This is a genomic window from Streptomyces sp. NPDC021356, from assembly GCF_040641015.1.
In the GTDB taxonomy this organism is placed as follows: Bacteria; Actinomycetota; Actinomycetes; order Streptomycetales; family Streptomycetaceae; genus Streptomyces.
Map to the genome: position 1 here is coordinate 186,994 of NZ_JBFACU010000009.1, position 22,016 is coordinate 209,009.

At 72.2% G+C, this 22,016-nt stretch carries 22 protein-coding genes and 1 pseudogene; 13 read left to right on the forward strand and 10 right to left on the reverse strand.

What is annotated here, in order from left to right; translation table 11 throughout:
• Positions 1-149: 149 nt before the first annotated feature.
• Positions 150-2,897 (forward strand): pyruvate dehydrogenase (acetyl-transferring), homodimeric type, encoded by a 2,748-nt coding sequence (gene aceE / locus AB0G56_RS14620; protein ID WP_360968816.1) that lies wholly within the window; start codon positions 150-152, stop codon positions 2,895-2,897.
• 90 nt (positions 2,898-2,987) lie between these two features.
• On the opposite strand, the gene AB0G56_RS14625 is transcribed toward aceE, so the two are convergent.
• Both AB0G56_RS14625 and AB0G56_RS14630 read right to left on the reverse strand, forming a co-directional pair.
• Positions 2,988-3,296 carry a small hydrophobic protein gene (locus AB0G56_RS14625; protein ID WP_360969121.1) on the reverse strand — a complete coding sequence of 103 codons (309 nt, stop codon included), beginning with the start codon at positions 3,294-3,296 and terminating at the stop codon, positions 2,988-2,990.
• Positions 3,297-3,593: 297 nt separating this feature from the next.
• Positions 3,594-5,210 (reverse strand): MFS transporter, encoded by a 1,617-nt coding sequence (locus AB0G56_RS14630; RefSeq protein WP_360968819.1) that lies wholly within the window; start codon positions 5,208-5,210, stop codon positions 3,594-3,596.
• A gap of 123 nt (positions 5,211-5,333) precedes the next feature.
• Between AB0G56_RS14630 and AB0G56_RS14635 the strand changes: the two genes are divergently transcribed.
• The 3 genes from AB0G56_RS14635 (at position 5,334) to AB0G56_RS14645 (ending at position 8,289) form a co-directional block, all read left to right on the forward strand.
• Entirely contained in the window at positions 5,334-6,014 is a 681-nt protein-coding gene (locus AB0G56_RS14635) for a TetR family transcriptional regulator (protein ID WP_360968822.1), read from the forward strand.
• 139 nt (positions 6,015-6,153) lie between these two features.
• Positions 6,154-7,371, forward strand: coding sequence for an alpha/beta hydrolase (locus AB0G56_RS14640; protein WP_360968825.1), 1,218 nt, complete (start codon positions 6,154-6,156; stop codon positions 7,369-7,371).
• A gap of 66 nt (positions 7,372-7,437) precedes the next feature.
• On the forward strand, positions 7,438-8,289 hold the full coding sequence (locus AB0G56_RS14645) for a DUF4429 domain-containing protein (RefSeq protein ID WP_360968827.1): 852 nt from the start codon (positions 7,438-7,440) through the stop codon (positions 8,287-8,289).
• A 79-nt stretch (positions 8,290-8,368) separates the two neighbouring features.
• Here the strand turns inward: AB0G56_RS14645 and AB0G56_RS14650 are convergent, their stop codons facing one another.
• Positions 8,369-8,839 (reverse strand): MerR family transcriptional regulator, encoded by a 471-nt coding sequence (locus AB0G56_RS14650; RefSeq protein WP_360969124.1) that lies wholly within the window; start codon positions 8,837-8,839, stop codon positions 8,369-8,371.
• 124 nt (positions 8,840-8,963) lie between these two features.
• Here AB0G56_RS14650 and AB0G56_RS14655 point away from each other — a divergent pair, with 124 nt between their 5' ends.
• A complete protein-coding gene (locus AB0G56_RS14655) occupies positions 8,964-9,434 on the forward strand; it encodes a GNAT family N-acetyltransferase (RefSeq protein WP_360968830.1) in 471 nt (156 codons plus the stop codon).
• 103 nt (positions 9,435-9,537) lie between these two features.
• Complete coding sequence (locus AB0G56_RS14660; protein WP_360968833.1) at positions 9,538-10,356, forward strand: serine hydrolase domain-containing protein; 819 nt, start codon at positions 9,538-9,540, stop codon at positions 10,354-10,356.
• 12 nt (positions 10,357-10,368) lie between these two features.
• On the opposite strand, the gene AB0G56_RS14665 is transcribed toward AB0G56_RS14660, so the two are convergent.
• The 3 genes and pseudogenes from AB0G56_RS14665 to AB0G56_RS14675 form a co-directional block, all read right to left on the reverse strand.
• Positions 10,369-10,683: a helix-turn-helix transcriptional regulator gene (locus AB0G56_RS14665; protein ID WP_360968836.1), complete on the reverse strand. Its 315-nt coding sequence runs from the start codon at positions 10,681-10,683 to the stop codon at positions 10,369-10,371.
• Positions 10,684-10,688: 5 nt separating this feature from the next.
• Positions 10,689-10,913, reverse strand: a pseudogene (locus tag AB0G56_RS14670) (type II toxin-antitoxin system RelE/ParE family toxin); the annotation flags it as partial.
• A 26-nt stretch (positions 10,914-10,939) separates the two neighbouring features.
• On the reverse strand, positions 10,940-11,599 hold the full coding sequence (locus AB0G56_RS14675; protein ID WP_360969127.1) for a pirin family protein: 660 nt from the start codon (positions 11,597-11,599) through the stop codon (positions 10,940-10,942).
• A 142-nt stretch (positions 11,600-11,741) separates the two neighbouring features.
• On the opposite strand from AB0G56_RS14675, the gene fasR reads away from it, so the two are divergent.
• From fasR to fabF, 5 genes are all read left to right on the forward strand, one after another.
• Entirely contained in the window at positions 11,742-12,947 is a 1,206-nt protein-coding gene (gene fasR, locus AB0G56_RS14680; protein ID WP_360968839.1) for a fatty acid biosynthesis transcriptional regulator FasR, read from the forward strand.
• Between the two features lie 89 nt (positions 12,948-13,036).
• The gene (locus tag AB0G56_RS14685) at positions 13,037-13,954 is read left to right on the forward strand and encodes an ACP S-malonyltransferase (RefSeq protein WP_360968841.1); all 918 of its coding nucleotides are present in this window, start codon (positions 13,037-13,039) and stop codon (positions 13,952-13,954) included.
• A 29-nt stretch (positions 13,955-13,983) separates the two neighbouring features.
• Positions 13,984-15,015, forward strand: coding sequence for a ketoacyl-ACP synthase III (locus AB0G56_RS14690; protein WP_360969130.1), 1,032 nt, complete (start codon positions 13,984-13,986; stop codon positions 15,013-15,015).
• Between the two features lie 100 nt (positions 15,016-15,115).
• Positions 15,116-15,364, forward strand: a complete 249-nt coding sequence (locus tag AB0G56_RS14695) for an acyl carrier protein (protein WP_360968844.1) — start codon at positions 15,116-15,118, stop codon at positions 15,362-15,364.
• A gap of 88 nt (positions 15,365-15,452) precedes the next feature.
• Complete coding sequence (gene fabF / locus AB0G56_RS14700; protein ID WP_360968847.1) at positions 15,453-16,733, forward strand: beta-ketoacyl-ACP synthase II; 1,281 nt, start codon at positions 15,453-15,455, stop codon at positions 16,731-16,733.
• Between the two features lie 137 nt (positions 16,734-16,870).
• Here the strand turns inward: fabF and AB0G56_RS14705 are convergent, their stop codons facing one another.
• Positions 16,871-17,365 (reverse strand): DUF3145 domain-containing protein, encoded by a 495-nt coding sequence (locus AB0G56_RS14705; protein WP_360968850.1) that lies wholly within the window; start codon positions 17,363-17,365, stop codon positions 16,871-16,873.
• A 248-nt stretch (positions 17,366-17,613) separates the two neighbouring features.
• On the opposite strand from AB0G56_RS14705, the gene AB0G56_RS14710 reads away from it, so the two are divergent.
• On the forward strand, positions 17,614-18,507 hold the full coding sequence (locus AB0G56_RS14710) for an SGNH/GDSL hydrolase family protein (protein WP_360968853.1): 894 nt from the start codon (positions 17,614-17,616) through the stop codon (positions 18,505-18,507).
• A 14-nt stretch (positions 18,508-18,521) separates the two neighbouring features.
• Complete coding sequence (locus tag AB0G56_RS14715) at positions 18,522-19,502, forward strand: aldose epimerase family protein (RefSeq protein WP_360968856.1); 981 nt, start codon at positions 18,522-18,524, stop codon at positions 19,500-19,502.
• Positions 19,503-19,660: 158 nt separating this feature from the next.
• Here AB0G56_RS14715 and AB0G56_RS14720 read toward each other — a convergent pair whose 3' ends face one another.
• From AB0G56_RS14720 to AB0G56_RS14730, 3 genes are all read right to left on the reverse strand, one after another.
• Positions 19,661-20,539, reverse strand: coding sequence for a hypothetical protein (locus tag AB0G56_RS14720; protein WP_360968859.1), 879 nt, complete (start codon positions 20,537-20,539; stop codon positions 19,661-19,663).
• A gap of 228 nt (positions 20,540-20,767) precedes the next feature.
• Positions 20,768-21,157: a RidA family protein gene (locus tag AB0G56_RS14725; protein ID WP_360969133.1), complete on the reverse strand. Its 390-nt coding sequence runs from the start codon at positions 21,155-21,157 to the stop codon at positions 20,768-20,770.
• A 20-nt stretch (positions 21,158-21,177) separates the two neighbouring features.
• Positions 21,178-22,011: an NAD(P)-dependent oxidoreductase gene (locus AB0G56_RS14730; protein WP_360968862.1), complete on the reverse strand. Its 834-nt coding sequence runs from the start codon at positions 22,009-22,011 to the stop codon at positions 21,178-21,180.
• Between the last annotated feature and the right edge of the window lie 5 nt (positions 22,012-22,016).

The window sequence follows — 22,016 nt, forward strand, 5'->3', positions numbered from 1 at the left end:
ACCAGTAAAGATGACGTTTGCCTCACACGAGGTACACGATGGGGAACGGTGCAGGCACACGCAGACAGAACGCCCCAAACCCAAGGAAACACCGGAAAAATCCCAGAAACGCCCCAGATATGTCAGCCCTCTGACAGGTAAGGAACAGCGTGGCTTCCGGATCCGATCGCAACCCGATCATCATTGGCGGCCTTCCGAGTCAGGTTCCTGACTTCGATCCCGAGGAGACCCAGGAGTGGCTCGACTCGCTCGACGCCGCCGTCGACGAGCGAGGCCGGGAACGGGCCCGCTACCTCATGCTCCGGCTGATCGAACGCGCGCGCGAGAAGCGTGTGGCCGTGCCGGAGATGCGCAGCACTGACTACGTCAACACGATCCCCACCAAGAGCGAGCCGTTCTTCCCGGGCAACGAGGAGATCGAGCGCAAGATCCTCAACGCGACCCGCTGGAACGCCGCGGTGATGGTCTCCCGCGCCCAGCGCCCCGGCATCGGCGTCGGCGGCCACATCGCCACCTTCGCCTCCTCCGCCTCGCTCTACGACGTCGGCTTCAACCACTTCTTCCGCGGCAAGGACGACGGCCGCGGCGGCGACCAGGTCTTCTTCCAGGGACACGCCTCGCCGGGCATCTACGCGCGCGCGTACCTGCTGGACCGGCTCAGCGAACAGCACCTGGACGGCTTCCGCCAGGAGAAGTCCAAGGCGCCGTACGCCCTCTCCAGCTACCCGCACCCGCGCTCCATGCCGGACTTCTGGGAGTTCCCGACGGTCTCCATGGGCCTCGGCCCGATCGGCGCGATCTTCCAGGCCCGGATGAACCGGTACATGCAGGCGCGCGGCATCGCGGACACCTCCGACTCGCACGTGTGGGCGTTCCTCGGCGACGGCGAGATGGACGAGCCCGAGTCGCTCGGCCAGCTCTCCATCGCCGCCCGGGAGGGCCTGGACAACCTGACCTTCGTGGTCAACTGCAACCTCCAGCGCCTGGACGGCCCGGTGCGCGGCAACGGCAAGATCATCCAGGAGCTGGAGTCGGTCTTCCGCGGCGCCGGCTGGAACGTGATCAAGCTGATCTGGGACCGCTCCTGGGACCCGCTGCTCGCGCAGGACCGCGACGGCGTGCTGGTCAACAAGATGAACACCACGCCGGACGGCCAGTTCCAGACCTACGCCACCGAGTCCGGCGGCTACATCCGCGAGCACTTCTTCGGCGACGACCACCGGCTGCGCGCCATGGTCGAGAACATGACCGACCACCAGATCATGATGCTGGGCCGCGGCGGACACGACCACCGCAAGATCTACGCGGCGTTCAAGGCGGCCGTGGAGCACAAGGGGCAGCCCACCGTCATCCTGGCCAAGACGGTCAAGGGCTGGACCCTGGGGCCCAACTTCGAGGGCCGCAACGCCACGCACCAGATGAAGAAGCTGACGGTCGACGACCTCAAGCGCTTCCGCGACCGCCTGCACCTGCCGATCTCCGACAAGGAGCTGGAGTCCGGCCCGCCGCCGTACTACCACCCGGGCCGCGACTCGGACGAGATCCAGTACATGCACGACCGCCGCAAGGGCTGCGGCGGCTACGTCCCGACCCGGATCGTGCGCGCCCAGCCGCTCGCACTGCCCGACGACAAGGCGTACGCGTCCGTGAAGAAGGGCTCGGGCCAGCAGTCCATCGCGACCACCATGGCCTTCGTGCGGCTCCTGAAGGACCTCATGCGGGACAAGGAGATCGGCAGGCGGTTCGTGCTGATCGCGCCGGACGAGTACCGCACGTTCGGCATGGACTCGTTCTTCCCGAGCGCGAAGATCTACAACCCGCTCGGCCAGCAGTACGAGTCCGTCGACCGTGATCTGCTGCTCGCCTACAAGGAGTCGCCGACCGGGCAGATGCTGCACGACGGCATCTCGGAGGCGGGCTGCACGGCCTCCGCGATCGCGGCGGGTTCGGCGTACGCCACGCACGGCGAGCCGCTGATCCCGGTCTACGTCTTCTACTCGATGTTCGGTTTCCAGCGCACCGGCGACCAGTTCTGGCAGATGGCCGACCAGTTGGCGCGCGGTTTCGTCCTGGGCGCGACCGCCGGACGGACCACCCTGACCGGTGAGGGGCTCCAGCACGCGGACGGCCACTCCCAGCTGCTCGCCTCCACCAACCCGGCGTGCGTGGCCTACGACCCGGCGTACGCGTACGAGATCGCGCACATCGTGCAGGACGGCCTGCGCCGGATGTACGGCTCCGACGAACAGCACCCGCACGGCGAGGACGTCTTCTACTACCTCACCGTCTACAACGAGCCGATCCGCCAGCCGGCCGAACCGGCGGACGTGGACGTCGAGGGCATCCTCAGGGGCGTCCACCGGATCAGCGAGGGCGCCGGGGGCGAGATCCCGGCGCAGATCATGGCCTCGGGCGTGGCCGTGCCCTGGGCCCTCGAGGCGCAGAAGATCCTCGCCGAGGAGTGGAACGTCAAGGCGGACGTGTGGTCCGCCACCTCGTGGAATGAGCTGCGGCGTGAGGCCGTGGCCTGCGAGGAGCACAACCTGCTGCACCCTGAGGAGGAGCAGCGGGTGCCGTGGGTGACGCGGAAGCTGAGCGGGGCCCAGGGGCCGTTCGTGGCCGTCTCCGACTGGATGCGGTCGGTGCCGGACCAGATCGCGCGCTGGGTGCCGGGTCCGTACCAGTCGCTGGGCGCCGACGGTTTCGGCTTCGCCGACACCCGTGGGGCCGCCCGGCGGTTCTTCCACATCGACGCGCAGTCGATCGTGGTGGGCGTGCTGACCGAGCTGGCGCGCGCGGGGAAGGTGGACCGTTCGGTCCTCAAGCAGGCGATCGACCGCTACCAGCTGCTCGACGTCACGGCGGCGCACCCGGGGGCGGCCGGGGGCGACGCGTAGGGGCACCGGAAGCGTCGAAGGGGCGGTGGAGCAAAACGCTCCACCGCCCCTTCGGTGTTCATCCGTTCCGCGCGGGGACCGGTCGGCCGGTCAGAGCACGCCGTGGCCCCAGGTCGCCGCTCCGGCGAGCGCGACCAGGGCCAGGAGCGTGTCGATGGCGCCGAGCGCCAGGGCGACCAGCGCCGGGACCGAGCGGCCCGCGCCCGTCCAGCTGCGCCCCATGGCCAGCCATCCGCAGACCACCGCCACCGGGCCGAGCACGATGCCCAGGGCGAAGAAGCCGGCGACCGCGCAGACGGTTCCGATGATTCCGAGCGTTGCGCGGTCCGGCCCTTCGCGATGCCACATCCGGCCCCGTGAACGGGGGTACCCGCGCGTTCCGTGTCCGAAGCCCGCCATCATCAACTCCCTGAACCCCGGGTCGGGTTGGAGTTCCATCGGGGTTCACCAGGCGGGTACCCCCATCCGGGCCGGCTATCGCACCGCCGTTCGCACCGGGCCGGCCGCCGGCGCGCTGCCCCCCTCCAGCAGCGCGCCGCGGCCGTCACCCCCGTTCCCCTGCGGAGGACTTGACCCACTGTCACCTGAGGCCGCGTACGGAGGCGACGATTCCGCGGTGCGGTCACCCTGATAGGGGAACCGCGGGGCGGCCCCGGTCCGCGCCGGTCCGCATCCGCCCGCGGCCGCCCGCACCGGTCAGATGTGCCCGACGCCCGCGCCCGCCTCCGCGTTGACCCCGCGCTTGGTGAGCAGTGCCACCAGGACGGCCACCACCGCGACACCGGCGGCGACCAGGGAGGCGAGGCTCATGCCGGAGATGAACGTGTCGTGCGCGACGGAGGTGATCTTCGCGGCGACCTCCGCCGGAACGCCCTTGGGCACCGGCGCGACGCCGACCTGGACCGCCTCGGAGGCCTGCGCCGACTGGGCGGCGGTCAGCGGCGGGAGCCCCGCGTCCTTCCAGTTGCCGGCGAGGTCGTTGTCGACCTTGGAGGCCATCACGGCGCCCAGCACGGCCGTACCGAGGCTGCCGCCGATCTGCATGGCGGCCTGCTGGAGACCGCCGGCCACGCCGGACAGCTCCATGGGCGCGTTGCCGACGATGACCTCGGTGGCGCCCACCATGACGGGGGCGAGGCCGAGGCCGAGCAGGGCGAACCAGAGCGACATGGTGGCGCTGCCCGTGCCCGTGTCGAGGGTGGACATGCCGAACATGGCGACGGCGGTGAGGGCCATGCCGCCGGCCAGCGGGATGCGCGGGCCCGCCTTGGTGATCAGCGCGCCCGCGAGCGGCGAGCCGACGATCATCATGCCGGTGAGCGGCAGCAGGTGCAGACCGGCGCTGATCGGGCTCAGCCCGTGCACGTTCTGCAGGTAGAAGGTGACGAAGAACAGGCCGCCGAGGAACGCGATGGCCATCAGGACCATCAGCACGACACCCGCGGACAGCGGCACCGAACGGAAGAGGGCGAGCGGGATCAGCGGTTCCTTGACCCGCGTCTCCCAGAACGCGAACAGCGCGAAGCCGAGGACGGACCCGGCGAGGAACGCCCACGTCGTGCCGTCGCCCCAGCCCCACGCCGGCGCCTTGATGAGCGCCCACACCAGGCAGAACATCGCGGCGGAGAGCAGGACGATGCCGAGGACGTCGAAGGAGCGCGGCGCGTTCTCGGCCCGGTGGTCGAGCAGGATGAGCGTGCCCAGGACGAGGGCGAGGGCGCCGACCGGCACGTTGATGAAGAACACCGACTGCCAGTTGACGTGCTCGACGAGGACCCCGCCGAGGATCGGGCCGCCCGCGGTGGAGGCGCCGATGACCATGCCCCAGATGCCGATGGCCATGTTGAGCTTCTCGGCCGGGAAGGTGGCCCGCAGCAGGCCGAGCGCGGCCGGCATCAGCAGCGCCCCGAACAGGCCCTGGAAGACACGGAAGGTGACGACCATGGCGATGCTGTTCGACATGCCGATGGCGCCCGAGGCGGCGGCGAAGCCGGTCACGCCGATCAGGAAGGTCTGCCGGTGCCCGAAGCGGTCACCGAGCTTGCCCGCGGTGATCAGGGAGACGGCGAGCGCGAGGAAGTAGCCGTTGGTGATCCACTGGACGTCGGCGAAGCTCGCCTTGAGGTCCTTCTGGATGGCCGGGTTGGCGATGGCCACGATGGTCCCGTCGAGGGCCACCATCATGACCCCTACGGCGACGGTGATCAGCGTGAACCACGGGTGTCCGCGCATCCCCTTGGCCGGTGCGGGGTCCGACAGGGCTGACGCCTTGTCCCCCGGCCCTGTCGTGTCGACGGTGGTCTGACTAGTCATACATTCGAGGCTAATGTCAGCCGCTGACAAATGACAAACCAATTCACAAGTCGGTAACTGACACGTCACCCTCCTATAGGCTGAACTGGGGAAACAGTTCGCAGGAGAGGTCCGGAGAGGTACATGGAGACGGCGGGGACCGCCGAGGCGGCACCACGGCCGGGGCTGCGCGAGCGCAAGAAGCAACGCACCCGGGACGCCCTGCTGCGGGCCGCCCTGGAGCTGTTCACCACCGTGGGGTACGAGCGGACGACCGTGGACGAGATCGCGGAGGCCGTCGGCGTCTCGCAGCGCACCTTCTTCCGCTACTTCCCCGGCAAGCAGGAGGCCGCCTTCGCCGTGCAGGACATGGTCGAGGCGCACTTCGTCGAGTCGCTGCGCGCCCGCCCGGCCCGGGAGGCCCCGCTGGAGGCGCTGCGCCGGGCGGTCCTGGAGGGCTGGGAGACGATCAGCGACGCCGTGCTGAGCGTCGTACCCCTCGAGCTGTACCTGCGCATGTTCCAGGTGATCGAGTCGACACCCGCCCTGCTCGCCGCGCACCTGCGCCGTTCGGTGGAGACCGAGGAGCAGATCGCGCGGCTGCTCGCCGCCCGCGAGGGGCTCGACGTGGACACCGATCCGCGCCCCCGCCTGCTGGTGGCCGTCTTCGGCGGCGCGATGCGGGTGACGGGCCGTCAGTGGAGCACGGGCCCGGACCTCAGCCTGGAGGCGATCCGGGCGCTCACGGCCACGTACCTCGATCAGGTGGGACCGGCGCTGACCGGGAACTGGCGCACCACCCGTCCGTCGCCGGACGCCACTTGAGCGGCGGATCATGAACTGCCGTACGCGCCACCGATCTTGAACACGTGTACGGCCGGAGAACTTCGTCACGCCACACGAAACGTGATCCCCATCACTCGATTGACGCGAGACCCTCTCGTTCTCCTAGTGTGTCCTCCCAGTGACTTCCTTCGAGACCTCCCCGCAGCTCAACGTCTGGCGCGCGCTGCTCGCGCTGGCCGTGGTCTTCGTGATGCTGGCGACCACCGGCTGGACCGCCGTGCGCCACCAGCGCGGGACCACCGCCCTCCAGGCCTCCCTGTCCGCCTGGGACCACGGCCGCCTGCACGGGCACCGGCTGCCGGACCCGGACGCCGACCCCGCCCGGCTGACCCGCTTCTTCACCTCGCTCACCGCACAGGACGGCGCCCGGCTCGCCCACCGCTACCCGCTCGCGGTCGGCAACATGAACGGCGCCCCCGTCCGGCTGCGCTACCTGGCCAACCGCATCGCGCTCGGCCAGGCGCGTGACATCGAGCGGGGACGCACGCACGACAACAGGCTCTCCCCCGTCGGACAGCAGGCCGCGGACCGGCGGATGCACCGCTTCGCCAACCTGATGACCCCGGGCCGCCAGATCCTCGCCTTCGACCCGGCCGGCTCCGGCCGCGTCGCCGAGGTCTTCGGGGACCTGCCGCGCGCCCGGCGGATCTCCGTCGTCGTCCCCGGCGTCGACACCGACCTGATCACGTTCCGCAAGACCTACCGCCCCTACTCGGCGCCGTACGGCATGGCGAGCTCGCTGTTCGCCGCCGAACACACCGCCGACCCCGGCACCCGGACGGCCGTGATCGCCTGGGCCGACTACACCGCGCCCAGCGGCATCGGCGTGGACGCGGCCACCGCCATGCGCGCCGAGGAGGGTGCCGTCCGGCTGAACGGGCTGCTGCGCGGGCTGCCCGGCACCTCGCCCGTCGCCCTGTTCTGCCACAGCTACGGCTCGGTGCTCTGCGGTGTCGCCGCACACGCCCTGCCCGGCCGGGTCTCCGACATAGCGGTCGCCGGGAGCCCGGGCATGCGCGCGGCGCGCGCCTCCCACCTGCACACCTCGGCCCACGTATGGGCGATGCGGGACGCCACCGACTGGATCCGGGACGTGCCGTACCTGGAACTGGGCGGCCTCGGCCACGGCGCCGACCCGGTCTCCTCGGCGTTCGGCGCCCGGGTGCTGTCGGCCGACGGGGCCGAGGGCCACGCGGGCTACTTCGAGCCGGGCACCGACAGCCTGGCCAACTTCGCCGAGATCGGCGTGGGGGCGTACGGGTCCGTGCAGTGCGCCCATGACAATGACGGGTGCCGGGCGGGATTGCCCGGCACGACGACGGCCGGACGCGCGTAGAGACAGCAGGAAGTGCGGTCCGCGCGAGGAGGGACGAAGCAGCTCGTGCCGCCTACGATGAGCCGCATGGGTGACGTACTGGCCGGATTTCATGCTGCCTGGGAGTTCGAGTCCGATTCCGTGCTCATCCGCTACGAACGGGGGATACGGACACCGAAGCTCTTCCAGGCGCTCGGCGAGCGCCGCGTTCCGCTGGCCGCGCTCGCGTCGGTGACGCTCACGCCCGGCCGGCGCGGGACCGTCGTCCTGCGCGCCGAGCCGCGACCGGGCGCCGACCCGCTGATGGACGCGGCCGACGGCCAGCTCAAGGAGGGCTCGGACCCCTACCGGCTGGTGCTGCCCGCCGAGCGCGAGTCGCTCGCCGAGCACTACGCCGGCGAACTGCGCGCCCGGCTCGCCGGGAGCGGGCCGGCCGGTCACCACCTGGTGGCCGCGCCCGAGCCGCCGCTCCAGTTCAAGGCGTACGACGGCAAGGCGTCCTTCGACGGCGGCGCGGTCCGCTTCCGCTGGTCGTGGACGGGGGCGTCGTCGACGAAGTGGAAGGCCGGCGACCAGAGTTTCCCCGTCGACGAGCTGGGCGGGGTCCAGTGGCGTTCACCGGAGGTGTTCGAGGGGCACCTGCGGCTGCTGCGGCGCGATGCGGGCGCCGCCCCGCCCCCGCAGCCGGACCAGGATCCGGCCGCGGTCGTGTTCGGGCTCGGGTACGGGCCGGTGCACGAGTCGCTGCCGTTCGCGGCGGCTGTGCTGGCCGCCGTGCGCGTGGCCGCGCCCGCCCCCGCCCTGTCCCTCACGGCGGGCCGCCGCGACCCCGCCGACATCGCCGAGCGGATCCGCCACCTCGGGGAGCTGCACCAGGCGGGGCTGGTGACGGACGAGGAGTTCGCGGTCAAGAAGGCGGAACTGCTCGCCGAGCTGTGAACACCCTGCGCCGCCGGTGGGTTAAGGCAGACCGCCCGGTGCGCTCAGCAGGCCCGCACGCTCAGCGGGGCCCACACGCTCAGCGGGCCCGGCTCCCGGCCTCGGCGTAGAACATGATCTTGCGGTCCAGTACGGAGAGGGTGTCCTGGAGTTCGGTGATCCGGGCCAGGACGTCCCGGCGGGTCGCCTCCAGCAGCTCGAACCGCTCCCCGTACGTGCTCTCGCCCTCACGCACCAGCTCCGCGTACCTGACCATGTCGGCCACCGGCATGCCCGTCAGCCGCAGCTTGCCCACCAGGTCCAGCCAGTCCAGATCGCGGTTGCTGTAGCGGCGCTGCCCGGTGTGCGAGCGGTCGACGTGCGCCATCAGCCCGATCCGCTCGTACCAGCGCAGCGTGTGGGCCGTCAGCCCGGTGAAGGCGACGACCTCGCTGATCGTGTAGCTGTCCTGTCCGTCGGGGCGCGGATGCCGCCGGGGCGGGCCGGAGCAGAGGTCGGCTCGGGTGGGGGCGCTCTCGGGCTGCTGCGTGTCCCGGGTGTCCACGGCCATGGTCTGCGTCACCGTCATGGTCCCAACGCTATGGCCTTCGAGTGCACTCCAGGCAAGGAGGACCCGTCGACTCCGTGGAAAAGCGCGGGACAGGCCCCGGCCGCGGTGACTAGCGTGCGCAGTCATGAGTTTCGTACGACGTGCCGAGCCCGCGGACGCCGAGGAAGTGCTGCGGCTGCGCCAGGTGATGATCGACTCGATGTTCCGGGCCGACCGGTCGACCGAGTGGCACACGGAGTCCCTGCCCACCCTGCGGTCGCGCCTCGGGGCGCCGGACGGCGACTTCGCGGCCTTCGTCGTCGACCACCCCGAGCGGCCCGGGGTACTCGCGGCCCTGGTGGCCGGAACGATCGAGTACCGGATCGGAAGGGCCGCCGACCCCACCGGCACGGTCGGCTTCGTGTTCAGCGTCGCCACCGACCCCGGCGCCCGCAGACGCGGGTACGCGCGCGCGTGCATGGAGACACTTCTGGAGTGGTTCCGCGAGCGCGGTGCGCGGCGCGTCCAGCTCACCGCGTCCGCGCAGGCCGCGCCGCTGTACGCCTCGCTGGGCTTCCTGCCCAAGCCGGACCCGCTGCTGGAACTGCGGCTCTGAGGGGTGCCGGGCGAGGGCGCCGCCGAGCCGGGCACGGCCCCGCCGCGGGGCCGCCCGGCGCCCCACCCGAGGAGTTGCCCGCTCCTCGTCGTAGGCTCGGGCCATGTCGTTGAACAGCCTGGCGTCGATCGAGAACTGGCCGGTACCCACCGCCGCGGCGGGCGTGGTCCGCGCGGACGGCACGATCGCCGGCACCCACGGCCCGACCGGGCACCGCTTCCCGCTGGCCTCGGTGACCAAGCCGCTGGCGGCCTACGCGGTCCTGGTCGCGTACGAGGAGGGCGCGGTCGAGCTGGACGAACCGGCGGGCCCGCCCGGGGCCACGGTCCGCCACCTCCTCGCCCACACCTCCGGCCTGGCCTTCGACGAGCACCGGGTCACGGCCCCGCCCGGCGAACGGCGGCTGTACTCCAACGCCGGTTTCGAACAGCTCGGCGACCACGTGGCCAAGGCGACGGAGATCCCCTTCGCGGAGTACGTGCGCCAGGCGGTGCTGGAGCCGCTGGGCATGACGCGGACCACCCTGGAGGGCTCGCCGGCGAAGGACGGCGTCTCCACCGTCGACGACCTCCTCCGCTTCGCCGCCGAACTGCAGGCCCCGCGCCTGCTCGACGCGCGCACGGTCGCCGAGGCGATGACCGTCCAGTACCCCGGCACCAAGGGCGTCCTGCCGGGCTACGGCCACCAGAACCCCAACGACTGGGGCCTCGGCTTCGAGATCCGCGCCGCCAAGTCCCCCCACTGGACGGGCACTTACTCCTCCCCCCGTACGTTCGGCCACTTCGGCCAGTCCGGTACGTTCCTGTGGACCGACCCCGACGCGGGCGCGTCCTGCGTCGCCCTGACCGACCGCGCCTTCGGGCCGTGGGCGATCGAGGCGTGGCCGGGGTTCACGGACGGGGTGCTGGGGGAGCTGCGCTGAGGGCGCCGGCTCTCAGGCGGCGTTGCCGTGGGGGGTCAGGTTGATCGTCAGATCGGCGTCGAGGGCGTGCGCGAGACGCCGCAGAAGAGGAATGGTCGGAACGGTGCCGCCGCCTTCGATGCGAGAGATCTGGGGCTGCTTCATGCCGCAGCGTTCAGCCAGTTCGGTCTGGGACAGACCGAGGGCGGTACGCCGGTCGTAGACCATCCGGCCGAGGTCGTGGGCCAGTTCGGCCTCTTCGTAGAGGCGGTCGTACTCGGGATCGTCCTCGGCTCCTTCACCCAGGAGCCTGCGGTGGCGGCGGGTCTTCCACTCGGCGTGGTCCATCGCAGTTCCTTCTTCACGTCTCGACTGTAGACGGTGTGTTCGCCAGCCGGTTCATGGCAAGCTTCGCAGGCGGCCTGAGCTCGTTCGACCTCCGCCGTCTCACGCATCCGGTTCTTGCGGAGCACCGTCACAAGCACGATGCGGCGACCGGGCGCGATCCAGTAGGTGACACGCTGGGCGTTGCCGTCGAGGTCGAAGCGCAGCTCGCGGAGCTTGCCGCCGAGATGGCGGGCGCTCCTGGCGGAACACGGTCCGCTCAGCCGGCCCTCATCTCCCACACCAGGAACTCCGCGTCCCCCACCGCCACCATCTCCCGGCCCCCGACCGGCTCCGTCAGTCGTGCCGCGTCCCCCGCCCCCAACCGCTCCCCCGCCAGCTCCACTTCGCCGCGTACGACGTGGACGTACACGAAGGCGGCCGGTGGGAGGGCCGTGCGCTCTCCGGACGCCAGGCGGCGGACGTGGAGGGTCGCCCCGGCCTCCGGGACGGCGTACGGCGTGGTGTCCGCGAGGGCGCGTACGACCTCGTAGCGCGGCTCGCCGCCCGGGTTTCGCGGGGTCAGCCACATCTGGACGAAGGTCAGGGGGCCGGCCGCGTCGTTGCGTTCGACGTGGCGGACGCCGGCCGCCGCGGACAGGTGCTGGAGGTCGCCGGGGCGGATCACCGTGGCCCGGCCCGTGGAGTCGCGGTGGGTCAGTTCGCCCTCGACGACCCAGGTGACGATCTCGGTGTGGCTGTGGGGGTGCTCGGCGAAGCCCGCGGCGGGGGCCAGGCGTTCCTCGTTGCAGGCGATCAGGGCGCCGAAGCGGAGGTTGTCGGGGTCGTAGTGGGGGCCGAAGGAGAAGGCGTGCCGGGTGGTGATCCCGGCGCCCTCATCGCCCCCCGGGTAGCGGTCCGCCGCGCGGCGTACGTCGATCGTCACGGTTCCCACCGTAGGTCGTCACGGACCCGCCGGAGGCCGTCACGGGCCCCGACCGCGGGGCCCTGCCGACCGGGGTGCGGGCGTCCAGTCCGACCCGCGGCACGCACGCACGTCCGGATAAGGCAGTCTTGTCCCCGTGCCCGAACCCGAATCCCGTGGCCCCGAAGCCGCGCCCCGCCCCGCCCATCCGCACTCCGCGACCCTGAAGCGGCTGGAGAGGTCCTCCGGGTCGCTCGCCGCGCAGGCGATCGCACGCATGGACGAGACGTTGCCGTGGTACCGGGCCATGCCCCCGGAGAACCGGTCCTGGATCGGGCTCGTGGCCCAGGCGGGCATCGCGGCCTTCACCGAGTGGTTCCGGCACCCCGACGCCCCGCAGGCGATCTCCACCGACGTGTTCGGGACGGCGCCGCGCGAGCTGACGCGGGCGATCACACTGCGGCAGACCGTGGAGATGGTGCGGACCACCATCGAGGTCATGGAGTCCGCCATCGACGAGGTGGCCGCCCCCGGCGACGAGTCCGTGCTGCGCGAGGCGCTGCTCGTGTACGCCCGGGAGATCGCCTTCGCCACCGCGCAGGTCTACGCCCAGGCCGCCGAGGCACGCGGTGCCTGGGACGCGCGGCTGGAGTCGCTGGTGGTCAACGCGGTGCTGAGCGGGGAGGCCGACGAGGGTGCCGTGTCGCGGGCCGCCGCGCTCGGCTGGAACTCGCCCGAGCACGTGTGCGTGGTGCTGGGCACCGCTCCCGACGGGGACTCCGAGCTGACCGTGGAGGCCATCCGGCGGGCCGCCCGGCACGCCAAGCTCCAGGTCCTCACCGGGGTCCTCGGGGACCGGCTGGTCGTGATCGCGGGCGGCAACGACAATCCGCTGGCCGTCGCCAGGTCGCTGATCGGGCCGTACGCCGCCGGGCCGGTGGTGGCCGGGCCGATCGTGCCCGACCTGCTGGCCGCCACCCGCTCCGCGCAGGCCGCCGCGGCCGGGCTGAAAGCCTGTTTCGCCTGGCAGGACGCTCCGCGTCCGGTCCTCGCGGACGATCTCCTGCCGGAGCGCGCCATCGCCGGTGATCCGGGGGCGCGGGAGCAGCTGGTAGAGGAGATCTACAGACCGCTGGAGGAGGCCGGCTCCGCGCTCCTGGAGACGTTGAGTGTCTACCTGGAGCAGGCGAGCAGCCTGGAGGGCGCCGCCCGGATGCTCTTCGTTCACCCGAACACCGTGCGCTACCGGCTCCGACGTGTGACTGACGTCACCGGATGGTCCCCCTCCGATGTACGATCCGCGTTCACACTGAGGATCGCGCTGATCCTGGGGCGTCTGGCCGACGGAGATCCCCAGGCCTAGCCTTTTGTCGGGGGTCAACAAAACCCCTTCGTGTTCTTCGTCCCTGTCCCCACGGGCGGCCATGCCCGTCCCCAAGAGAGAGTGTGAGAGTGCTCGTACTCGTCGCTCCCGGCCAGGGCGCCCAGACGCCCGGCTTCCTGACCCCCTGGCTCGAACTGCCCGGTGCCGCCGATCGCGTGGCCGCCTGGTCGGACGCCATCGGCCTGGACCTCGTCCACTACGGGACGCAGGCCGACGCGGACGCCATCCGTGACACCGCGGTCGCGCAGCCGCTGCTCGTGGCCGCCGGGATCCTGTCGGCCGCGGCGCTCGGTGACGTGGCACCCGATGCCGTCGCCGGGCACAGCGTCGGCGAGATCACCGCCGCCGCCTTCGCGGGCGTGCTGGGCGACACCGCCGCGCTGACCCTGGTGCGCCGCCGCGGTCTGGCGATGGCCGAGGCCGCGGCCGTCACCGAGACGGGCATGTCGGCGCTGCTCGGCGGCGACCCCGAGGTCTCCGTGGCGCACCTGGAGAAGCTCGGCCTGACCCCGGCGAACGTCAACGGCGCGGGGCAGATCGTGGCCGCGGGCACCATGGAGCAGCTCGCCGCGCTGAACGAGGACAAGCCGGAGGGCGTGCGCAAGGTCGTGCCGCTGAAGGTGGCAGGCGCCTTCCACACCCACCACATGGCCCCCGCGGTCGACAGGCTCGCCGAGGCCGCCAAGGCGCTCGAACCGGGCGACCCGAAGGTCACGTACGTCTCCAACAAGGACGGCCGGGCCGTGACGAGCGGGGCCGAGGTCGTGGAGCGGCTGGTCGGCCAGGTCGCCAACCCGGTCCGCTGGGACCTGTGCATGGAGACGTTCCAGGAGCTGGGCGCGACCGCGCTGATCGAGGTGTGCCCGGGCGGCACGCTGACCGGTCTCGCCAAGCGGGCGCTGCCCGGCGTCAGGACGCTCGCGCTGAAGACCCCCGACGACCTCGACCAGGCCCGCGAGCTCATCACCGAGCACGCGTCCGCCTGACGCCCGAAGGAGCCGAACCGAACATGCCGATGTCGAAGATCAAGCCCAGCAAGGGCGCCCCGTACGCGCGCATCCTCGGCGTGGGCGGCTACCGGCCCACGCGCGTGGTGCCCAACGAGGTGATCCTCGAGAAGATCGACTCGTCCGACGAGTGGATCCGGTCGCGCTCCGGCATCGAGACCCGGCACTGGGCGTCGCCGGAGGAGACCGTCGCGGCCATGTCGATCGAGGCCTCCGGCAAGGCGATCGCGGACGCGGGCATCGACGCCGGGCAGATCGGCGCCGTCGTCGTCTCGACCGTCTCGCACTTCAGCCAGACCCCGGCCGTCGCCACCGAGATCGCCGACAAGCTGGGCACGGACAAGGCCGCCGCGTTCGACATCTCGGCGGGCTGCGCCGGCTTCGGCTACGGCCTCACCCTCGCCAAGGGCATGGTGGTGGAAGGTTCCGCCGAGTACGTGCTCGTCATCGGCGTGGAGCGCCTCAGCGACCTGACCGACCTGGAGGACCGGGCGACGGCCTTCCTGTTCGGCGACGGCGCCGGCGCGGTCGTGGTCGGCCCCTCCCAGGAGCCGGCGATCGGCCCGACGGTGTGGGGCTCCGAGGGCGACAAGTCCCAGACGATCAAGCAGACCGTCCCGTGGGACCGCTTCAGGATCGGCGACGTCTCCGAACTGCCGGTCGACAGCGAGGGCAACGTCAAGTTCCCCGCGATCACGCAGGAGGGCCAGGCGGTGTTCCGCTGGGCCGTGTTCGAGATGGCGAAGGTCGCGCAGCAGGCGCTGGACGCGGCCGGGATCAGCCCGGACGACCTGGACGTCTTCATCCCGCACCAGGCCAACGTGCGGATCATCGACTCGATGGTGAAGACGCTGAAACTGCCGGAGCACGTCACGGTCGCCCGTGACATCCGCACCACCGGCAACACCTCGGCCGCCTCGATCCCGCTCGCGATGGAGCGGCTCCTGGCGACCGGCGAGGCGAAGAGCGGCGACACCGCGCTCGTCATCGGCTTCGGGGCGGGTCTCGTCTACGCCGCTACGGTCGTTACCCTCCCCTAGGCACTCCGTGCCGGATCATGCGTCCGGGACGGCACCGCCACACCTGCCGCTGCCGCGGCGGGCGCCACACCCTTACGGAACACAACGAAGGAGCGCCGACATGGCCGCCACTCAGAAGGAGATCGTCGACGGTCTCGCCGAGATCGTGAACGAGATCGCCGGTATCCCCACCGAGGACGTCCAGCTGGACAAGTCCTTCACCGACGACCTGGACGTCGACTCGCTGTCCATGGTCGAGGTCGTCGTCGCCGCCGAAGAGCGCTTCGACGTCAAGATCCCGGACGAGGACGTCAAGAACCTCAAGACGGTCGGGGACGCCACCGACTACATCCTCAAGCACCAGGCCTGATCTACCGATCACTGCTGTGGGCTGACTGCCCCGCCACCCGGCGGTGGCGCCGTTTCCGATCCTCGTTCCCGTTGGAGAAAGAATTCCCGTGAGCCCGACCAATCGCACCGTGGTCGTCACCGGTATCGGCGCAACCACACCGCTGGGTGGCGACGTAGCCTCTACCTGGGAGAAGCTGGTCGCCGGCAAGTCCGGCGTCAAGCCGCTGACCCAGGACTGGGCGGCCGAGCAGGCCGTCCGTATCGCGGCCCCGATCGCCGTGGAACCGACCGAGACCATTCCGCGGCCGCAGGCCCGCCGCCTGGACCGTTCGGCGCAGTTCGCGCTGATCGCCGCCCAGGAGGCCTGGCAGGACGCCGGTTTCTCCGGCAAGGCCGGTGAGGACGGCAGCGACGGCGCCGTCGACCCCGACCGGCTCGGTGCGGTCATCGCCTCCGGCATCGGCGGCGTGACGACCCTGCTGGACCAGTACGACGTGCTGAAGGAGAAGGGCGTACGCCGCGTCTCCCCGCACACCGTCCCCATGCTGATGCCGAACGGCCCCTCGGCCAACGTCGGCCTGCTCGTGGGCGCCCGCGCGGGCGTGCACACCCCGGTCTCCGCCTGCGCGTCGGGCGCCGAGGCCATCGGTTACGCCATCGAGATGATCCGTACCGGCCGCGCCGACGTGGTCGTCGCCGGCGGCACGGAGGCGGCGATCCACCCGCTGCCGATCGCCGCGTTCGGCAACATGATGGCGATGTCCAAGAACAACGAGAACCCCGAGAGCGCCTCGCGCCCCTACGACGTCGACCGGGACGGCTTCGTCCTCGGCGAGGGCGCGGGTGTGCTCGTGCTGGAGTCCGCCGAGCACGCCGCCGCGCGCGGGGCCCGCGTCTACGCGGAGGCGGTCGGCCAGGGCATCTCCGCCGACAGCCACGACATCGTGCAGCCGGAGCCCGAGGGCCGCGGCATCTCGCACGCGCTGCAGAACCTGCTGGACCGCAACGACCTGGACCCGGCCGAGATCGTGCACGTCAACGCGCACGCCACCTCGACGCCGGCCGGTGACATCGCCGAGCTGAAGGCGCTGCGCAAGGTGTTCGGCGACGACGCGGACCACATGGCGGTCTCCGCGACGAAGTCGATGACCGGTCACCTGCTCGGTGGCGCGGGCGGCGTGGAGTCGGTGGCGACCGTGCTGGCCCTGTACCACCGGGTGGCTCCGCCGACCATCAACCTCGACAACATCGACCCCGAGGCCGAGGCGAACGCGGACGTGGTCCGCGGGGAGGCGCGGAAGCTGCCCGTCGAGGGGCGGATCGCGGCGCTCAACGACTCGTTCGGGTTCGGTGGGCACAACGTGGTGCTGGCGTTCCGCACGATCTGATGCGCACGGCGGCGGCCCGGACCCCGGTGGGGTTCGGGCCGCCGCCGTTCGTCTTCGGTTGCCGGCCGGCCGCCGGGCCGGTGGGGGTCGTCCGCGCGGCTCCCGCCCCTGGCGGGGCGCTTGTCGGGGCGGAGTCCTCAGACCACCTGGTGGAGCCAGCGGACCGGGGCGCCCTCACCCGCGTAGCGGAAGGGTTCCAGTTCGTCGTCCCAGGGCTTGCCCAGGAGCCTGGCGATCTCCGCCTCCAGGTCCGTCTCGTCGCGCTGGGAGCGGGTGAGCGCCGCGCGCAGCCGGTCCTCGGGGATGAGGATGTCGCCGTGGATGCCGGTGACGGCGTGGAAGATGCCCAGGTCGGGGGTGCAGCTGTAGCGCTCGCCCTCGGCGGTGGCGCAGGGCTCGGCGGTGACCTCGAAGCGCAGCAGCTGCCAGCCGCGCAGTGCGGAGGCGAGCTTGGAGGCGGTGCCCGCCTCGCCCTGCCAGGAGAACTCCGAGCGCCAGGTGCCGGGAGCGGCGGGCTGGCGGATCCAGTCCAGGCTGACGCGCGTGCCGAGCACCCCCGCGACGGCCCACTCGACGTGCGGGCACAGCGCGCGCGGCGCGGAGTGCACGTACAGAACTCCACGTGTCGTCACCGGGACCTCCGGGCAGAGCGGGACAGGGGGCGGGCGGGCGGCAGTGGCGCGGCGGCCACGTGAGGCCGAGGCTACCGTGCTGGGGGCCGGGGAGTGTGACGTACCGTCGGTCCCGGGGCCCGGAAACACCCCGCATTCACCCGGGGGGACGCTTGTACGGGTGCGCGCCGTCACCTCGGGTGAGGCTGGGAACCCTCAGGCGTTGTCATTGAAGGGACCACCGCACGACGACGAGGGGAACACCCGGAATGCGGAAGCGAAGTCACCGGCTGCGGGCCGCTCATGCCGTCGTGGCGGCTGCCGTGCTGGCCGTCGCCGGGTGTGACACGCTCGGTGACGGTGTGGCGGGGCAGCGGGACGCCGGGGGCCGGCCCGCCAGCCCGTCCACGTCGCCGCTGTGGGACACCCGCCCGGACTCCATCGCCGCTGTGGGCGACTCCATCACCCGTGGCTTCGACGCGTGCATGGTGCTGACGGACTGTCCGGAGGTGTCCTGGGCGACGGGCAGCGACGCGGGCGTGGACAGTCTGGCGGTGCGGCTGCTCGGGGTGGCCGGCGCGGCGCAGCGCAGCTGGAACCATGCGGTGACAGGGTCCCGGATGGCCGACCTGCGCGGCCAGATGACGCAGGCGGTGCTGCACAGGCCGGAGCTGGTGACGGTGATGGCCGGGGCCAACGACGCGTGCCGCGACTCCACCGGCCAGATGACGTCGGTAGCGGACTTCCGCAGGCAGTTCCAGTCGGCGATGGACGCGTTGCGGCAGGCGCTGCCGAAGACGGAGGTGTACGTCTCCAGCGTGCCGGACCTGAAGCGGCTGTGGTCCCAGGGCCGGACGAACGCGTTGGGCAAGCAGGTGTGGAAGCTGGGCATCTGCCCGTCGATGCTGGGCGACGCGGACGCGCTGGGCCCGGCGGCGACCCAGCGGCGGGACGCGGTGCGGACCCGGGTGGTGGAGTACAACAAGGTGCTGGCCGAGGTGTGCGCGAAGGACCGCCGCTGCCGCTTCGACCACAACGCGGTCTTCGACTACCAGTTCGATACGAAGCAGCTCAGCCACTGGGACTGGTTCCACCCGAGCCGCAACGGCCAGGCCAGGCTGGCGGAGATCGCCTACCGCACTGTCACCGCCGAGCGCCAGTGACCTAGGGTTCCCCCATGAACGAACTTTTCAGCACACTTTCCGACGGCACGCCGGTGCACCGCTGGACGCTGGAGCGGGCCGGGGTGCGGGTGCGGGTGCTGTCGTACGGCGGGATCCTGCAGTCGGTCGAGGTCCCGGACCGGGACGGGCGCACCGCGGACGTGGTGCTGGGCTTCGCCGGCCTGGACGGCTACCTGAGCCATCCGGAGCCGTATCTCGGCGCCCTGGTCGGCCGGTACGCCAACCGGATCGCCGGGAGCCGGTTCGCGCTGGACGGCCGGACGTACACGGTCACGCCGAACGAGGGCGCCAACTCGCTGCACGGGGGCGAGCGCGGCTTCGACAAGCGGGTGTGGGAGGTGACGCCGGTCGAGCACGGGGTGCGCCTGTCCCGCACCAGCCCGGACGGCGAGGAGGGCTTCCCGGGGCGGCTGGAGGTCTCGGCGACCTACACGCTGGACGCGGCGGGCGCCCTGCGCATCGCCTACGAGGCGGTCACGGACGCGCCGACCGTCTTCAACCCGACCAACCACACCTACTGGAACCTGGGCGGCGCGGGCTCGGGTGACGCGGCCGGGCACGAACTGCGCCTGGCGGCCTCCCGCTACACCCCGGTCGGCGCGGACCTGATCCCCAAGGGCGACCCGGCGGACGTCACGGGGACCCGTTTCGACTTCCGCCGGGCGCGCGAGGCGGGCCCCGGCTACGACCACAACTTCGTCCTCGACAAGGGGGTCACCCGGGCGGCGGAGGAGGTCGCCGAGCTGCACGACCCGGCGTCCGGCCGGGTGCTGACGGTGGCGACGACCGAGCCGGGCCTCCAGCTCTACACCGCCGGCCAGCTGAGCGCCGGTCCGTTCACGCCCGGCGCCGGGATCGCGCTGGAGACGCAGCACTTCCCCGACTCGCCCAACCGCCCCGACTTCCCGAGCACCGCGCTGCGCCCGGGCGAGGTGTTCCGCTCGGAGACGGTGTACGGCTTCTCGGTGCGGTAGGTCCCGCCTGTCTCACCCGATCGGCGGGAGGTCCGGCGTCCGTCCCGCCGTCGCCGGGCGGGCCCGCCGCCGTCAGGGGTTCTCGCCGCGCATCCGCTTGACCGCCCGGCCGAGCAGGGCCACCGCGCCGGCGCAGACCAGCAGTACCGCGCCGCCGATCAGCGTCGGCTGGGCGCGCCGCTCTTGATGCCCTCGCCGGTGACCGTGGCGGCGAGCACCAGGATGACGGAGTACAGGGCCCGGCCGACCTTCGCGCCGGCCGGGACGACCCGGAGCAGCTGCGGGACGGTCGTCGCCGCCCCGAGCCCCATGGCGAACGGGACGAAGGCCCCCGTCATCAGCGCCCCGAAGCCGAAGGAGTTGCCGTACGCGCCCCAGTCGGCGCCCTTCACCAGCAGCCAGCCGGTCGCGCCGAAGGACAGCAGGACCAGGACGCCGTTGACGTACGCGGCCACGGTGGCGGCCTTGCGGGCGCCGGGCAGGTGCGCGGCCGGGGAGCGCCAGGCGTCCGGGGTGATCAGCCGCAGTTGCCGCTTCATGGCCTGCATCCGGCTGAGCGCGAGGACCCCGACGGCCGCCAGCGCGAGTCCGCCGGCCGCCGCGGCGAAGCCGACGGGGGCGCGGGTGACGCCGTAGTGCGCGCCGCCGGAGGCGAGCGGGATGCCGAGGACGAAGCCGTAGGCGAAGAGCTTGGACCACTTCTGGATCCGGACGACCAGGGTCCGCTGGTCGGCGGTGAGGTTCGGGTCGATCCGCAGGCGCCCGTCCCCGAGCGGCTGGTGCGGGGCGGGGGGTTGCTGCGGGGCGTAGGGCTGCTGGGGCGGGTACGGCTGCTGGGGGACGTACGGGTCCCGCGGGGGCGGGGCGTAGGGACCCTGCTGTCCGTACGGGCCCCGCGGGGGCGGTCCGGGCTGCGCAGGCGGGGGCGGCCCCTGCTGTCCGTAGGGACCCTGTGCGTACGGTCCGGGCTGGTGCTGTCCGTACGCGCCGAGCTGGTGCTGTCCGTACGGGCCCGGTTGCCGCTGTCCCGGATGCATGCGCATTCTCCCCCGAACGTCCCCCGTGGCCGCCGCGAGCGGCCTTTCCGGGCCGGGAGTCTGCCACATCCCTGCCCCGACCGGCCGGGACGCCACGAGCCCCGGTCCAGGGGTCAGGTCCCGGGCCGGGGCTGTACGTGGGGAAGCCTGCCCCGGATCCGACCCTAATCGCCGGGAGACCGTGACGACCTGTGAGGGGGCGCCCGGCCGGAACCTCGTACGAACCCTTCACAAACGGCCGGGCACGGCGGCCACGACCTCCACCTCGATCTGCGCCTCGGGCCGGAACAGCCGGGGCACCTCGACGGTCAGGCTGGTGGGCGGGGTGCCGGTGAGGAACCGCTGCCGTACGGCGCCGTACTCGGCGAGCCGGCCGATGTCGGTGAGGAAGGTGCGGATGCTGATGACGTCCGCCAGGCTCGCGCCGTGCGCCGCCAGCAGCGCGGCGATGGCCTCGAAGACGCCCTGGCTCTGCTCGGTGAGCGTCTCGCCCTCGGCGATCTGGCCGGAGACGAACAGCAGGGCGCTGCCGTCGGCGTGTCCGACCCGGGCGACCTGGGAGTAGTAGGGGCTGAGCGGCTGGGGCGCGTCGGCGGGGTTGTCGACGGTGACCTGCACGGTGTTGTTCATGCTGTTCCTCACGCGGGGACGGTGGTGCGGGTACGGATCCGGGCGGCGGCCCGGGAGAGGTCGGCGGCGGCGACGCCGGGATCCTGCGCCGCGTGCCGGAGTGCGGCCGACACGGCCTGCACGGCGGGTAGTTGGGTGGTCGCCGTGGCGAGCCCGAGGTCCTTGACCGCCAGCGTGGTGGCGAAGTCGGCGTTCTCGGAGAAGGCGCGGGCGACCGCTCCGGCGAGCGGGCCGTCGGCGAGCGCGGCGTGGGCGGTGTCGCCGTCGATGCCGAGGGCGTCGGCCAGCCGCAGCGTCTCGGCGACGAGCGCGACGCCGCTGATCACGGCGGTGTTGACGACCAGTTTGAGCGCGGCGCCGGAACCGGCCGGACCGGTGCGGGTGACGGTGCCCAGGCGGGCCAGGATGTGCTCGACCCCGGCCGTCGCGCCGCCCGCGAGGATACCGAGGCTGCCGTCGGCGGCCCGGTCGGTGCTGCCGGTGACCGGGGCGTCCACGAGGACCACCCGGCCGCCGAGGCGCGCGGCCAGCGCGTGCACGGCGTCCGGGCCGACGGTCGACATCTCCACCCAGTGCACGCCCTCGGGCAGCGCGGGCAGGACCGCGTCGGCGACCTCGGTGAGCGCTTCCGGACCGGCCAGCATGGTGATCACGACGTCGGCGTCCCGGACCGCGTCGGCGGGGCGGGCGGCGTGGGCCGCACCCTCGGCGACCAGCGGGCCGGTCCTGGCCGCCGTACGGTTCCAGACGGTCAACGGGTGCCCGGCGGCGAGGAGTCGGCGGGCCATGGGCGTGCCCATGCGGCCGAGCCCCAGAAAGGCGATCTTCTCCCTGTGCTCCATGCCGT